Annotated in this window: 13 protein-coding genes and 1 pseudogene; 8 read left to right on the top strand and 6 right to left on the bottom strand. The window is 60.3% G+C overall.

The genetic code is table 11. The features are described 5' to 3' along the window. The first annotated feature begins 86 nt into the window (after positions 1–86). Positions 87–626, top strand: a complete 540-nt coding sequence (locus IE095_RS01125) for a dihydrofolate reductase family protein (protein WP_189409605.1) — start codon at positions 87–89, stop codon at positions 624–626. 25 nt (positions 627–651) lie between these two features. Here IE095_RS01125 and typA read toward each other — a convergent pair whose 3' ends face one another. Further along, a complete protein-coding gene (typA, locus tag IE095_RS01120; RefSeq protein ID WP_189409604.1) occupies positions 652–2,469 on the bottom strand; it encodes a translational GTPase TypA in 1,818 nt (605 codons plus the stop codon). Between the two features lie 74 nt (positions 2,470–2,543). Next, positions 2,544–3,146 (bottom strand): YitT family protein, encoded by a 603-nt coding sequence (locus tag IE095_RS01115; RefSeq protein ID WP_189409603.1) that lies wholly within the window; start codon positions 3,144–3,146, stop codon positions 2,544–2,546. A 301-nt stretch (positions 3,147–3,447) separates the two neighbouring features. Here IE095_RS01115 and IE095_RS01110 point away from each other — a divergent pair, with 301 nt between their 5' ends. Next, a complete protein-coding gene (locus tag IE095_RS01110) occupies positions 3,448–4,182 on the top strand; it encodes a hypothetical protein (RefSeq protein ID WP_189409601.1) in 735 nt (244 codons plus the stop codon). Between the two features lie 66 nt (positions 4,183–4,248). On the opposite strand, the gene IE095_RS01105 is transcribed toward IE095_RS01110, so the two are convergent. Next, on the bottom strand, positions 4,249–5,463 hold the full coding sequence (locus IE095_RS01105) for an NADP-dependent isocitrate dehydrogenase (RefSeq protein ID WP_189409599.1): 1,215 nt from the start codon (positions 5,461–5,463) through the stop codon (positions 4,249–4,251). Between the two features lie 208 nt (positions 5,464–5,671). Between IE095_RS01105 and rpe the strand changes: the two genes are divergently transcribed. Beyond that, positions 5,672–6,346, top strand: a complete 675-nt coding sequence (gene rpe / locus IE095_RS01100) for a ribulose-phosphate 3-epimerase (RefSeq protein WP_189409598.1) — start codon at positions 5,672–5,674, stop codon at positions 6,344–6,346. After that, positions 6,343–6,984 carry a phosphoglycolate phosphatase gene (gene gph, locus IE095_RS01095; RefSeq protein ID WP_189409596.1) on the top strand — a complete coding sequence of 214 codons (642 nt, stop codon included), beginning with the start codon at positions 6,343–6,345 and terminating at the stop codon, positions 6,982–6,984. The genes rpe and gph overlap by 4 nt, the downstream gene beginning before the upstream one ends. Here the strand turns inward: gph and aroB are convergent. After that, a complete protein-coding gene (gene aroB / locus IE095_RS01090) occupies positions 6,976–8,082 on the bottom strand; it encodes a 3-dehydroquinate synthase (protein ID WP_189409594.1) in 1,107 nt (368 codons plus the stop codon). The genes gph and aroB overlap by 9 nt on opposite strands. Continuing rightward, positions 8,079–8,618: a shikimate kinase gene (locus IE095_RS01085; RefSeq protein WP_189409592.1), complete on the bottom strand. Its 540-nt coding sequence runs from the start codon at positions 8,616–8,618 to the stop codon at positions 8,079–8,081. Before IE095_RS01085 ends, aroB begins: the two co-directional genes overlap by 4 nt. 147 nt (positions 8,619–8,765) lie before the next feature. Between IE095_RS01085 and IE095_RS18520 the strand changes: the two genes are divergently transcribed. The 4 genes and pseudogenes from IE095_RS18520 to IE095_RS01070 all read left to right on the top strand — a co-directional run. Then, the gene (locus IE095_RS18520; protein ID WP_268247704.1) at positions 8,766–8,900 is read left to right on the top strand and encodes a hypothetical protein; all 135 of its coding nucleotides are present in this window, start codon (positions 8,766–8,768) and stop codon (positions 8,898–8,900) included. Continuing rightward, positions 8,890–10,431, top strand: coding sequence for a hypothetical protein (locus IE095_RS01080; protein WP_189409591.1), 1,542 nt, complete (start codon positions 8,890–8,892; stop codon positions 10,429–10,431). The genes IE095_RS18520 and IE095_RS01080 overlap by 11 nt, the downstream gene beginning before the upstream one ends. Next, positions 10,428–11,366 (top strand): site-specific tyrosine recombinase XerD, encoded by a 939-nt coding sequence (locus IE095_RS01075; protein ID WP_189409590.1) that lies wholly within the window; start codon positions 10,428–10,430, stop codon positions 11,364–11,366. The genes IE095_RS01080 and IE095_RS01075 overlap by 4 nt, the downstream gene beginning before the upstream one ends. Positions 11,367–11,455: 89 nt before the next feature. After that, a pseudogene (locus IE095_RS01070) lies at positions 11,456–12,262 on the top strand (transporter associated domain-containing protein); the annotation flags it as partial. Here the strand turns inward: IE095_RS01070 and IE095_RS01065 are convergent. Further along, positions 12,259–12,918 (bottom strand): glutathione S-transferase family protein, encoded by a 660-nt coding sequence (locus IE095_RS01065; protein ID WP_189409588.1) that lies wholly within the window; start codon positions 12,916–12,918, stop codon positions 12,259–12,261. The pseudogene IE095_RS01070 and the gene IE095_RS01065 sit on opposite strands and share 4 nt — an antisense overlap. Positions 12,919–13,047: the final 129 nt, after the last annotated feature.

The following is a 13,047-nucleotide window of genomic DNA, read 5'->3' as shown; positions in this document are numbered from 1 at the left end:
GGGGCCGATTCTGCCCAACGGGGCGAAGCGGCTGGGCTTGTCGGTTTGGCAAGCTATACAGCAATCATCATTGACAGGAGAGCTGCATGACGACCGCACATATCTTTATCGCAACCTCACTGGACGGTTTCATCGCCAGACCGGATGGCGACATCGGTTGGCTCTTGGCGCGGGATGACCCATCCGAGGACCATGGCTATAACGACTTCATTGCAGACAAGCAGATGATCGTAATGGGGCGTGGCAGCTATGAAAAGGTGCAGGGCTTTGACCCCTGGCCCTATGACCGGCCCGTTCTGGTGATGTCACAGGACTTGGCAGGAACACCGGTGCCCGAGGCTTTGCAAGGCAAGTTGCGCTTTTCCAACCGTGCGCCGCGCGATGTCATGCAGGATTTGGCGGTGCAGGGCGTGGAACGCATCTATCTGGACGGCGGCCGCCTGGTGCAGGCCTTTCTGCGCGAAGGCCTGGTGACCGACCTTGTGCTGACCACGGTTCCCGTGCTGATCGGGGCAGGGCGGCCCTTGTTCGGTGCATTGACCGCAGACGTCGATTTGCAGCTGGTGGAAAGCCGCGCTTTCCCCTCCGGTCTGGTGCAATCCAAGTATCGCATCGTCACAACATGAAAAAGGGGCCCGAAGGCCCCTGATCTTACTCGGTCCGGCTGTGCCGCTTCCGTTCATGCGGATCCAGATGCCGCTTGCGCAGCCGCACGATTTTCGGCGTCACCTCGACCAGCTCATCGTCGTCGATATAGGCAATGGCCTCTTCCAGGCTCATCTTGACCGGCGTTGTCAGGCGGACGGCTTCATCCGTGCCGCTGGCGCGGACGTTGGTGAGCTTTTTGCCCTTCAGAGGGTTCACTTCCAGATCGTTGTCCCGGCTGTGTTCGCCGATCAGCATGCCGGTATAGACCGCCTCTTGCGCGCCGATGAACAGCTTGCCGCGTTCTTCGAGGTTCCACAGCGCATAGGCGACCGAGACGCCATTTTCCATGCTGACCAGAACGCCCTGACGGCGGCCCTGGATCGGGCCCTTGTGCGCCACCCAGCCATGGAAGATCCGGTTCAGAACGCCGGTGCCGCGGGTGTCGGTCAGGAACTGGCCATGATAGCCGATCAGCCCGCGCGAGGGCACATGGGCCACGATCCTGGTCTTGCCGACGCCTGCGGGTTTCATTTCAACCAGATCGCCCTTGCGTTCGCCGGTCAGCTTGTCGATCACCGCGCCAGAATATTCGTCATCGACGTCGATGATGACCTCTTCGACCGGTTCCATCCGAACGCCATCTTCGTCTTTCATGATGACGCGCGGGCGGCTGATCGACAGTTCAAACCCTTCGCGGCGCATGTTTTCGATCAGAACGCCCATCTGCAATTCGCCCCGGCCCGAAACTTCAAAGGCCTCGCCGCCGGGGGTGTCGGCGATCTTGATCGCGACGTTGGTTTCCGCCTCTTTCATCAGCCGTTCGCGGATGACGCGGCTTTGGACCTTGTTCCCGTCACGGCCCGCCAAGGGGCTGTCGTTGATGCCAAAGGTCACGGTAATCGTCGGCGGATCAATCGGCTGGGCGGCAATCGGCGTGTCGATGGACAGGTCGCACAGGGTGTCAGCCACAGTGGCCTTGGTCATGCCGGCGACGGTCACGATATCGCCCGCCACAGCCTCGTCCACCGCAGTTTGCGCGAGGCCCCGGAAGGCCAGTACTTTGGTCACCCGGAACTGTTCGATCCGTTCGCCCGTGCGCGACAGGGCCTTCAGCGTCATCCCGGTTTTCAGCGTGCCTGCCTCAATCCGGCCCGTCAGGATGCGACCGATGAAAGGGTCAGCCGACAGGGTGGTGGCCAGCATCTGGAAGGGTTCTTCGGCGCGGGCCAACTGCTTGGGCGCGGGCACATGCGCCACGATCTTTTCAAACAGCGCGGTCAGATCCTTGCGTGGCCCATCCAGCGTATCATCCGCCCAACCGGCACGCCCCGAGGCGTAAAGATAAGGGAAATCCAGCTGTTCGTCATTGGCCCCAAGGTTCGAAAACAGATCGAACACTTCGTTCAGGGCGCGGTCAGGTTCAGCGTCGGGCTTGTCCACCTTGTTCAGCACCACAATCGGACGCAGGCCAAGGGCCAAGGCTTTCGAGGTCACGAATTTCGTCTGCGGCATCGGGCCTTCTGCAGCATCCACCAGCAGGACAACACCATCGACCATGTTCAGAATACGCTCCACCTCGCCGCCAAAGTCGGCGTGGCCGGGGGTATCGACGATGTTGATGCGGGTTTCCCCAAATTCAACCGAGGTGCATTTCGCCAGAATGGTGATGCCGCGTTCGCGTTCGATGTCATTGCTGTCCATCGCCCGTTCGGCCACTTGCTGGCCGGTGCGGAAGGAACCCGACTGTTTCAAAAGCTCGTCAACGAGCGTGGTCTTGCCATGGTCGACGTGCGCGATAATGGCGATGTTGCGAAGCTCCATCGGGGCTGTCTCTTTTGCTGTTTTCTGCGATTGCGAGCGCCATACAGGCTTTGCTGCCCTTTGGCGAGTCCCGATCAGGTGGCGACATAGCGGTCGCGGCGGTGGTTGATCGCGATCACCAGATTGACGACCAAGGCCCCCAGGGCTGACCAAGCCACGGTGACCCAAGGCAGAACGAACAGCGCCACCAGGAACAGCACGGCATCAAACATCAACTGCGTCTTGCCCGCCCGCAGTCCGGTATGATCTTGCAGGTAAAGGGCCAGAATACCGATGCCACCCAAGCTGGCCCCGTGACGAAAGATGGCCAACAAGGCGGAACCCGATACAAGCCCGAAAAGGATCGCCCCAAAGGCGGGGTTCAAATCGGCAAAACTGATCCAGCGCGGCATCAGTGCCGACAGTATGGCCAGCGCGCCAACGGCGACGAATGTCTTAAGCGTAAAGCGCAGCCCCATGCGGCGATAGCCGAACCAGTAAAAGGGTAGGTTGACCACAAAGAACACGGCCCCAAAGGGCCAACCGCTGACATAGGCGATCAGAATGGCCAGCCCCGCCGTCTGGCCGGTGATCATGCCCAGATGGGTCAGAATCGCAATGCCAAAGGCCGCCATCGTTGCGCCATAGGCGATGCCTTGGGCATCATCAAAATAAGAGTGCGCGTGTTCGGCGGCCATTTTTCTGCCCTGTTTCCCCCACATTACCACCGCAGTTCCACGGGGCGAAAGGGGCGAAACCGCCAGTTTCGCCCGATCATACACAACTGTAACGATTTCGCGAGCATGTTAGCGAAAACATCTTTAACGATAAGATTCCTAATAAAATTCCAAAAAAATGGATTTCATCGCAAAAAAATCTCGATTTATTGAAACTCTTACAACTGCGAGCCGTAGTGATGATTACGGGCCTCTGCCTGTGTTGATGTGAACTGCCGTGTCCGACCCTCCCATAGGATGCGGCGTAGCGAAGGAGAGTAAGATGTCTGAACATATGATTTCCAAAAGCGAACTTCGTGGAACAGCGGCGCGCTATGGCCGCGCCAGCCTGCTGGGCGTGATGTTTCTGTGCCTTGCCACAGCGTCACCCGTCGCAGCGAAAAAGATCTCGGTTGGGCTTGGCGGCGTCAATGTGGGCGTCGGTGTAGGTCTGGGCGGTGGCGGCCTTGGTGTTGATGCTGATGTGAATGTCGGAGGCAACGGTGGGATTGATGTTGGCGCCGATGTCGATGTCGGCGGCGGCAGCGGCGTCGGGGTCGGCGTGGATGTCAGCGTCGGTGGCGGTTCCGGCGGTGGCGGCGGAGGTGGCGGCGGTGGAGGCGGTGGTGGCGGCGGCGGTGGTGGCGGCGGTGGAGGTGGTGGCGGCGGTGGAGGTGGTGGCGGCGGTGGAGGTGGTGGCGGTGGCGGTGATGGCGGAGGTGGCGATGGTGGCGGTTCCGGCGGTGGTGACGACGGGAACGCAGGCAACGACGACGCAGCGCCCGTCAAGGTTTCGGCCGGCAAATTGATGCGCTGTGCCAACGACGGGAACCTGACCGCCTATAACGGCTATGAACTGCGCAACCGCGCCGGCGATCTGATGGGCTGGGTCAGCTCTTCCACCGTGTCTGACGACCGCGACATCACCAAAGTCGCCTTCATGGACCCGAACAACAAATGCTTCATGGTCACCAAGGGCCGCTTCACGGTCAAAGGCGGCGTGGTCTGGGTAAAATAACCCGTTGAAGCCAAACGAAAGGCCCGCCAAATGGCGGGCCTTTTGCTGACAATGGGGCAGGGCGCTTTAGCCCGCCAAAGCCTTGTTCAGATATTCATCGACCTTTTCCAGATAGCCCATCGTGGTCAGCCATTTCTGATCCGGTCCGACCAGCAGCGCCAGGTCTTTCGTCATCCAACCGTCTTCCACCGTCTGCACGGTGACTTTCTCCAGCGTTTCGGCAAAGCGCATCAGTTGCGCATTGTCGTCCAGTTTCGCGCGGTGCTTCAAACCGCCCGACCACGCATAGATCGACGCGATGGAGTTGGTCGAGGTTTCCTTGCCCTTTTGATGTTCGCGGTAATGCCGCGTCACCGTGCCATGGGCGGCCTCAGCCTCCACAATCTTCCCATCGGGCGTCATCAGCACGCTCGTCATCAGACCCAGCGAACCAAAACCCTGCGCCACGATGTCCGACTGCACGTCGCCATCATAGTTCTTGCAGGCCCATACATAGCCGCCCGACCATTTCAACGCACTGGCCACCATGTCGTCGATCAGGCGATGTTCATAGGTGATCCCCGCCGCCTTAAAGGCATCGGCGAACTCCGCGTCGAAAATCTGCTGGAACAGATCCTTGAAACGTCCGTCATAGGCTTTCAGAATGGTGTTCTTGGTCGACAGATAGACCGGAACCTTGCGCGACAGCCCATAGTTCAACGAGGCGCGGGCAAAGTCGATGATCGACTGATCCAGGTTGTACATCGCCATCGCGACGCCGGCCTCGGGCGCCTTGAACACTTCGCGTTCAATCGTCTGGCCGTCCTCGCCCACGAATTTGATCGACAGCGTGCCTTTGCCCGGGAATTTGAAATCCGTCGCGCGATACTGGTCGCCAAAGGCATGACGGCCCACCACGATGGGTTTCGTCCAGTGGGGGACAAGCCGCGGCACATTCGAACAGATGATCGGCTCGCGGAAGATCACGCCACCCAGAATGTTGCGGATCGTGCCGTTCGGCGACTTCCACATTTCCTTCAGGCCAAATTCTTCAACCCGCGCTTCGTCCGGGGTGATCGTCGCACATTTCACGCCGACGCCATGCAACTTGATCGCATTTGCGGCGTCGATGGTGATCTGGTCGTTAGTGCGGTCGCGTTCCTCGATGCCCAGATCATAGTATTTCAGATCAACATCCAGATACGGCAGGATCAGCTTTTTCTTGATGAAATCCCAGATGATCCGGGTCATTTCATCGCCGTCAAGTTCGACGACTGGGTTGGCGACTTTGATCTTGCTCATCTGGCGCTCCGGCTTATGGGATTCGTTTGGGGCCTCATAACGGAAAACGGGGGGACGGGGAAGATGTATGCGGTGGTATACCGTTCGGAGTGATAATTATCCGATAATCTATATTATGTTAATTATGATCTGCCACGCCGGTAGCGCAACCTCACTTTACCAAAGGCTGCAACATCCCTAAACCCTTCTGAAACCTTATGAGGCTGGCATGTCCCTGACACCGATCATCGCGCCCTCCATACTCGCCGCTGACTTTGCGGACTTTGGCAATGAATGCCGTGTGTTGCAGGATCAAGGCGCGCATTGGATTCATGTGGATGTGATGGACGGGCATTTCGTGCCGAACATCACCTTTGGTCCGCAAATGTGCGCAGCCCTGCGTCCCCATATCAAGGGTGTCATGGATGTGCATCTGATGATCACGCCCGTCGATCCGATGATCGAGGCTTTTGCAAAATCCGGCGCCGATATCCTGACCGTGCATGTCGAGGCTGGCCCGCATCTGCACCGCACGTTGCAGGCGGTAAAGGCCGCAGGCTGTAAGGCTGGCCTGGCGATCAATCCGGCCACAGGCATCGAGTTTGTGCCCCAAGTGCTTGATCTAATTGATCTGATCTGCGTGATGACGGTCAACCCCGGCTTTGGCGGGCAAAAGTTTATCCACAGCCAGTTGGACAAGATCCGCGCCTTGCGCGGCCTGATCGGTGACCGTCCGATTGATCTGGAGATTGACGGCGGTGTGACGGTGGAAACAGCACCGCTTTGCGTGGCAGCGGGTGCGAATGTTCTGGTGGCCGGGTCTTCGGTGTTCAAGGGCGGAAGTGTTGCGAATCCAGCGCCTTACGGCGTGAACATGCGCGATTTGCAAGCGGCTTGCGCATGAACATCGTCTTTGATCTGGACGGCACGCTGATCGATTCCGCGCCCGATATTCACCACGCCGTTAATGCGGCGCTCGTCGGGGCCGGTCTGACCGCCCTGCCCTTTGCCCAAGTCCGCACCTTCATCGGCAATGGTGCGCCCGTTCTGGTCGAACGCTGCCTTGCCGCCCTGAACGCTGATCCGGCCATGCAGGCACAAGTCTTGCAGGGCTTTCTGGATGGATACAGCGAAAACCATGCCAAAACAGTGCTTTATCCGCATGTTTTCGAGGTTTTGGAAAGCTTGCAAGCCGCTGGCCACGCCCTGGCGCTTTGCACCAACAAACCCACTCGCGCCACGCATGGCGCTTTGGCGCATTTTGACCTGACGCGCTTCTTCCCCGTGGTTGTCGGCGGCGACACCCTGCCCCGGCGCAAACCCGACGCGGCGCCGTTGCTGCACGCCTTGGCGCAATTGCCTGCCGCGCCTGCGCTTTTCGTGGGCGACAGTGAGGTTGACGCCGCAACCGCCAAGGCGGCCAACATCCCCTTTGCGCTTTACACCGAAGGCTATCGCAAGACGCCCGCCGAAGATATGAATGCGCAGAACATCTTCAACGATTTTAGGCAGTTGCTGGCGATTGTTGACGCATCAACCTAATCTATCGCGCAGCAACCCCAGAACCTTTTCAGACGGCACATCATCCGCCACAAAGGCCTGCCCGATCCCCCGCGCCAGAATGAAACGCAGCTTGCCGTCCTGCACCTTTTTATCCTGCGCCATATAGTCCAGCAGAACCTCGGCCCCCGGCAGATCGCCCGGAATATCCGCCAGATCCACCTTCATCCCCATCGCTTTCAAATGGGCCCGCACACGGCTTGGGTCTTCCTGCGCACACAGCCCCATCCGCGCGGACAGCTCAAACGCCAAGGCACAGCCAATCGCCACCCCCTCGCCATGCAACAGCCGATCCCCATATCCTGTCGCCTTTTCAAGCGCATGGCAAAAGGTGTGCCCAAGGTTCAACAGTGCCCGATCCCCCTCTTCCGTCTCATCCCGCGCCACGATTTCGGCCTTCATCTGCACCGAGCGCACGACCGCCCGCTGCCGCACAGCCATATCGCCTGTTGCCAGACGGGGCGCATTCCCCTCCAGCCAATCGAAAAACGCGGCATCCCCCAGCAGGCCGTATTTCACCACCTCACCATAGCCCGCCAGCAGATCACGCCGCGGCAGGCTGTCCAACAGCCCAGTGTCGGCCAGCACCAATGACGGCTGATGAAATGCCCCCACCAGATTCTTGCCCTGCGGCGTGTTGATCCCCGTTTTGCCGCCGACGCTGCTGTCCACCTGCGCCAAAAGCGTGGTCGGAAGCTGCACAAACCGCACCCCCCGCCGCAGGATCGAGGCCGCAAACCCCACCAGATCGCCCACAACCCCACCACCAAAGGCGAGGACCATATCTTTGCGTTCGACCCGCGCCTCCAACAGCCCCTCGACCACCGTCGCCAGATGCGGCCAGCTTTTCGTCGCCTCGCCCGAAGGCACCCGCAGCACCTGCGCCGTGATCCCCTCGGCCGCCAACCCTTCCATCAACGTCGCAAGATGCAGGCCCGCCACGGTTTCATCCGCCACCACGGCCACCCGCTTGCGCCGCAACAGCGGCGCAATCTCGGCCCCCGCACGGCCAATCAGACCCGGCCCGATCCGCACCTCATAGGACCGCGTGCCCAATTCCACTGGCACCACATCTGTCATTCGCCCATCACTCCCGGCGTTGCCGCCAAAACATCCCTGACCCGCGCTGCCATCTGCTCGATCGACAGTTCCGGTGCCGCGTCCACCGCCACATCGGCCAGCGCGTAAACCGGCACCCGCGTCTCGTAAAGTGACCGCAAGGTCTCACGCGGATTGGCCGTCCGCAGCAAGGGCCGCGTCGTCTTGTGCCGCACCCTTTGCCACAACAGATCCAGATCCGCCCGCAGCCAGACCGAAACCCCCTGCCCCGCCACGATTTGGCGGTTTGCCTCGCTCATAAACGCACCGCCGCCGGTGGACAGCACACACGGATGTCCGCTGACCAACCGCGCCAGCACTTCGCTTTCCCGTGCCCGAAAAAACGGCTCCCCGTCGCGTTCAAAGATTTCCGCAATGCTGCGCTGCGCGGCTTTCACGATCTCTTCGTCCGAATCCAAAAACGGCACGCCCAAAAGTCGCGCAAGTGCCGTGCCCACCGCAGTTTTTCCTGCGCCCATCATGCCCACCAGCACAATGGTCTTTTTCAACTCCGTCATGCCCCACCCCCAGGGTCGACAAGCGCCAATCCGCACCTGTCGATCTTTTCATCTTGAATGGCGTGAACTTTGCGGAAAAGCCATATATAATCGCAGACAAGCCGCACAAGGCGGACAAGAAACGAACAGGCAAAGGCAGTTGCACCCATGGGACGGATCTTCAAGGCCCTTCTTTTTCTGATCTTCCTCGGATTTCTGGGGCTGACAGGCTTTGCCTATTTCGGCAATCTGACCCCGGAACAGAAAGAAGTGGTCCAGCCGGTGACACTGGATGCGAACTAGCTTCGGCGTATTGGGCATTGCCTGCCTGACCAGCCTGCCCGCGCAGGCAGAACAGCCTTTGTCGGCGATCAATTGGCTTTCGGATTCCGTGACCACCCCGGCCGGCACTGTGGTTGCACCGGACGGGACGACCGTCCTTGAACCCGATGTCACCAAAAGCCCGGTACCCGACGTAGTGATCAGCGTTCTGGATGCTCCAACGCTGGACACGGCGGGCGTTTTGTCATCGTCGATCACCGGCTTACCCAAGCGGTTGTGGGGGATGGGCCGCACACAAGACATTGCCGCAATGATAACCGCCGAACGGGCCGACGCTCTGCCATCCTTGCAGGCCTTGTTCATCACCCTGCTGCTTGCCGAAGCCGATGCTCCGCCCGATTCGGACGGCTCCGGTGTGTTGCTTCTGGCGCGGATCGACAAATTGCTGGCCATTGGCGCTTTGGATCAGGCGGCCGAACTCATCGCCGCCGCGGGTGAAGATACGCCCGAACTCTTCCGCCGCAACTTTGACATTTCCCTGCTGCTGGGGGCCGAGGATCAGGCCTGCGAAAAAATGCAGGCCGTCCCAGAACTGGCCCCCACCTTTCCCGCCCGCATCTTTTGCCTTGTGCGTGCCGGCGACTGGAATGCTGCCGCGCTCAGTCTCCAAACGGGCAAGGCCCTGGGGCGGATTTCGGACAGCGAAGATGCCCTCTTGCGGCGTTTTCTGGATGACGAACTGGCCGACGGGGCCGAACCCTTGCCCGTGCCCGACGCGCCCTCACCGCTGATCCTGCGGATGTATGAGGCGATTGGCGAACCCTTGTTGGTACAAGCCCTGCCACTGGCTTTTCAGCACACCGAACTGGAAAGCCGCTCGGGCTGGAAGGCGCAGTTGGAAGCGGCGGAAAAGCTGGCCCGCGCAGGCGCCATCGCACCCAACCAGTTGCTGGGTCTGTACACCCAGCGCAAGGCCGCCGCCTCGGGCATGGTCTGGGACCGTGTCGCCGCCATTCAGGAATTTGACGCCGCCCTGCAAGCCCATGATCCGACCCGCATTTCCCGCAGCCTGCCCTTGGCTTGGACCCGCATGGCCCAGGCGGAGCTCGAGGTGCCCTTTGCCAAGATGTTCGCGGCGGATCTGGCGAAGGTGAAGCTGGAGGGTGCGGCAGACGCCCTGGCGTTCCGCATCAGACTGTTGTCGCAAGATTATGAAAAGGCGGCTCTTTCCCGACAAACGACCGATGCCGGAGAGGCTTTCCTTGTCGCTATCGCTAAAGGACGTCTAGAAGGCGTGACTCCACCGGACGCGCTGTCGCGCGCCATTGCCCCCGCTTTCCTGCGCCCGAATCCGGGCGAAGCGGCGCGGGAAATGCTGGAACAGGGGCGCATCGGCGAGGCGGTGCTCTACGCCATCGACCGCATCGGCAGCGGTGCGCGCGGCGATCTGGACGAGGTGACGGAGGGGCTCGCCATCCTGCGCATGTTGGGCATGGAAGATGCCGCCCGCCGCGCAGCATTGGAGCTGATCCTGCTGGAGCGGCGGGGATGACCGCCCCCCAAGGCACCAGCCGCTGGATTTCCACCTTTCTGGCAGGCCAAGCGGCAGAAGCGTTTTCCGCGCAGAACACGCTTCTCGCCTATGGCCGCGATTTGCAAGCCTTTGCCGAATGGCTGGGGGGCGATTTCGCCGATGTGGACCGTGCCAAGATCGAAGCCTATCTCATTGATTGCGAGGCCGAAGGTCTGTCAAAGTCCACCCGCGCCCGCCGCTTGTCGGCGATCCGCACCATGTATCGTTTCGCGGTGGAGGAAGGTTGGCGCAAAGACAATCCCGCCCTGCGCCTGAAAGGGCCGGGTGTCGACAAACGCCTGCCCCAAACCGTCAGCATCGATGAGGTGGACCGCTTGCTGGAAGCGGCCCGAGACAAGGGACGCACCGCCCGAGACCAGATCCGCAACCGTTGCCTGATGGAGGTGCTTTACGCCTCGGGCCTGCGTGTTTCTGAATTGGTCTCGCTGCCCGTCGCCGCCGTGCGCGGTGATCCCCGTGCCATTCTGGTCAAGGGCAAGGGCAACAAGGAACGTCTTGTCCCCCTCTCCCCCCCCGCGCGTGAGGCGATTGCCGCTTGGCTGGTCGAATGGGATGCCATCGCCGAGTTGGCCCGCAAGGCGGGGCAACCGCCCTCTCGCTTTCTGTTTCCGGGCAGCGGCAAGGCCGGTCATCTCACGCGCGAATATTTCTTCATGTTGATCAAAGATTTTGCCGTCCGCGCTGGCGTCGACCCCAGCAAGGTCACCCCTCACACCATCCGCCATGCCTTTGCCACCCACCTATTGGCCGGTGGTGCCGATCTGCGGGTGATCCAAACCCTGATGGGCCACGCCGATGTCGCCACCACCGAAATCTACACCCATGTGCTGGACGATCATCTGCGCGAACTTGTGCTGCAACATCACCCCCTCGCCAAGGTCGCCGCGAAATGACCTATCTCCTCGCTTCGCTTCTGCTGGCAATCCTGCTCGCGATCTTCGTTTTGCCCGAAGGCCAAGAATTCCGCCGCGACCTTCTCGCCCGCCTGCGCCCCGCCCCCGATCAGGCCGAGGCCCTGCGCGAAGACATTGCCGAAGTGCTGGCCGCCGGGCATTCGGCGGGCGTGGTCGAAAAGGGCGCGCGCGATCTTCTCCTGGGCGCGCTCGATCTTTCTGACCGCACGGTTGAGGAGGTCATGCGCCCACGCCAAGACATCGAAATGCTCGATGCCGACCTGCCCCCTGACGACATCATCGCCCGCATCCTTGCCTCCAGTCATTCCCGTCTGCCGGTCTATCGTGGCGCGCAAGACAATATCATCGGCACGGTCCATGCCAAAGATCTGTTGCGCGAAGCAGATCGCCTGATCCGTCAGGGCAGCCCCGTCGCCGAGCTTGATCTGACGCGCGTCGCCAGCAAACCCTACTACGTGCCCGAAACCACCGCCCTTGATGAACAAATGCGCGAATTTCTGGCCCGCCGGGTGCATTTCGCGCTGGTTGTAGACGAATATGGTGCCCTTCAAGGCCTCATCACATTGGAAGACATTCTCGAGGAAATCGTCGGCGACATCACCGATGAATTCGACGCTGTCACAAGACATCAAGGTGTGCAGCAAGACGCCAATGGCGACTATCTTCTCGATGGGGCGATGACCATCCGCGACCTCAATCGCGCCATGGATTGGAACCTACCCGACGACGAAGCCAACACCGTCGCCGGGCTGGTGATCCACGAAGCCCAGACCATCCCTGACGAAGGTCAGACTTTCAGCTTCCACAGCTTCCGATTTGAAATTCTTCAACGAAAAGAAAACCGCCTCACCCGACTAAAGGTTCGCCCGCTTTAGGCAGGCTCTGCCATCCGTTTTTCCCAAAACGCCAAAAAAGCAGGTCGCCTTTGGCAGGCCGTCAGCCATCTTTGCACCGACGGATACTCCTGCACCAATCCCGCCATGCTTTGGGCATAGCGGCAGCATTCCGCCAGCACGATATCGGCCACCGTAAACCGTTCACCCATGACGTGATCCCGGTGCAGCAAGTGCTGATCCAATCGCGCCAAACCGCGATGCAGCGGCTCCAGCGCCTTGTCGATGATCACCTGCCCCGCGTCGGTTTCAGCGTCGCCCCGATTGATCGTCATCATGATGTCCAAAGCATGCGGCTCGATGGCTGTGGCGGCGAAAAAGCCCCAATTTGTTGCCTCACCGATTTCGACCGGGTCTTTTGGACCCAAGTCGCCGCCATATTGCTGTGCAAGATACAACGTGATCGCCAGTGATTCGGTCAGCGTCAGATCGCCGTCACGCATCGCGGGAATTTGCCCCATGGGATTCACCCTGCGAAAACGCGGGCTGTTGGTGTTCAAGGGGGCATCTGGTGCCACGGCATCGCCAAGCCGATAGGCCTGAATCACGGGCACATGTTCAAATTCCATGCCGATTTCGCCCAAAAGCCACAAGGGCCGCGAGGCGCGCGACCTGTAAACGCCATAGATAGTTACCAAAGGTCCGACTCCCTGACCAAGCACAGTCGTCAGTTTTGCCTGTTCCCCCGGCAATTCAATGACGAAACCATGAAATACTTCCACCCAACGCGGCACAGTCTTGCCCCAAGCGTGGCTTTTCGTAAAGTC

It is taken from the genome of Neogemmobacter tilapiae (assembly GCF_014652215.1).
Lineage (GTDB): Bacteria > Pseudomonadota > Alphaproteobacteria > Rhodobacterales > Rhodobacteraceae > Neogemmobacter > Neogemmobacter tilapiae.
The sequence above is the reverse complement of the archived record's forward strand: the minus strand, read 5'-3'. Positions and strand labels throughout refer to the sequence as shown.

Bases quoted from the DNA above. Each gene is read 5' to 3' on its own strand.
- IE095_RS01125 (WP_189409605.1), top strand. From the start codon at position 87: ATGACGACCGCACATATCTTTATCGCAACCTCACTGGACGGTTTCATC.
- typA (WP_189409604.1), bottom strand. From the start codon at position 2,469: ATGGAGCTTCGCAACATCGCCATTATCGCGCACGTCGACCATGGCAAG.
- IE095_RS01115 (WP_189409603.1), bottom strand. From the start codon at position 3,146: ATGGCCGCCGAACACGCGCACTCTTATTTTGATGATGCCCAAGGCATC.
- IE095_RS01110 (WP_189409601.1), top strand. From the start codon at position 3,448: ATGTCTGAACATATGATTTCCAAAAGCGAACTTCGTGGAACAGCGGCG.
- IE095_RS01105 (WP_189409599.1), bottom strand. From the start codon at position 5,463: ATGAGCAAGATCAAAGTCGCCAACCCAGTCGTCGAACTTGACGGCGAT.
- rpe (WP_189409598.1), top strand. From the start codon at position 5,672: ATGTCCCTGACACCGATCATCGCGCCCTCCATACTCGCCGCTGACTTT.
- gph (WP_189409596.1), top strand. From the start codon at position 6,343: ATGAACATCGTCTTTGATCTGGACGGCACGCTGATCGATTCCGCGCCC.
- aroB (WP_189409594.1), bottom strand. From the start codon at position 8,082: ATGACAGATGTGGTGCCAGTGGAATTGGGCACGCGGTCCTATGAGGTG.
- IE095_RS01085 (WP_189409592.1), bottom strand. From the start codon at position 8,618: ATGACGGAGTTGAAAAAGACCATTGTGCTGGTGGGCATGATGGGCGCA.
- IE095_RS18520 (WP_268247704.1), top strand. From the start codon at position 8,766: ATGGGACGGATCTTCAAGGCCCTTCTTTTTCTGATCTTCCTCGGATTT.
- IE095_RS01080 (WP_189409591.1), top strand. From the start codon at position 8,890: ATGCGAACTAGCTTCGGCGTATTGGGCATTGCCTGCCTGACCAGCCTG.
- IE095_RS01075 (WP_189409590.1), top strand. From the start codon at position 10,428: ATGACCGCCCCCCAAGGCACCAGCCGCTGGATTTCCACCTTTCTGGCA.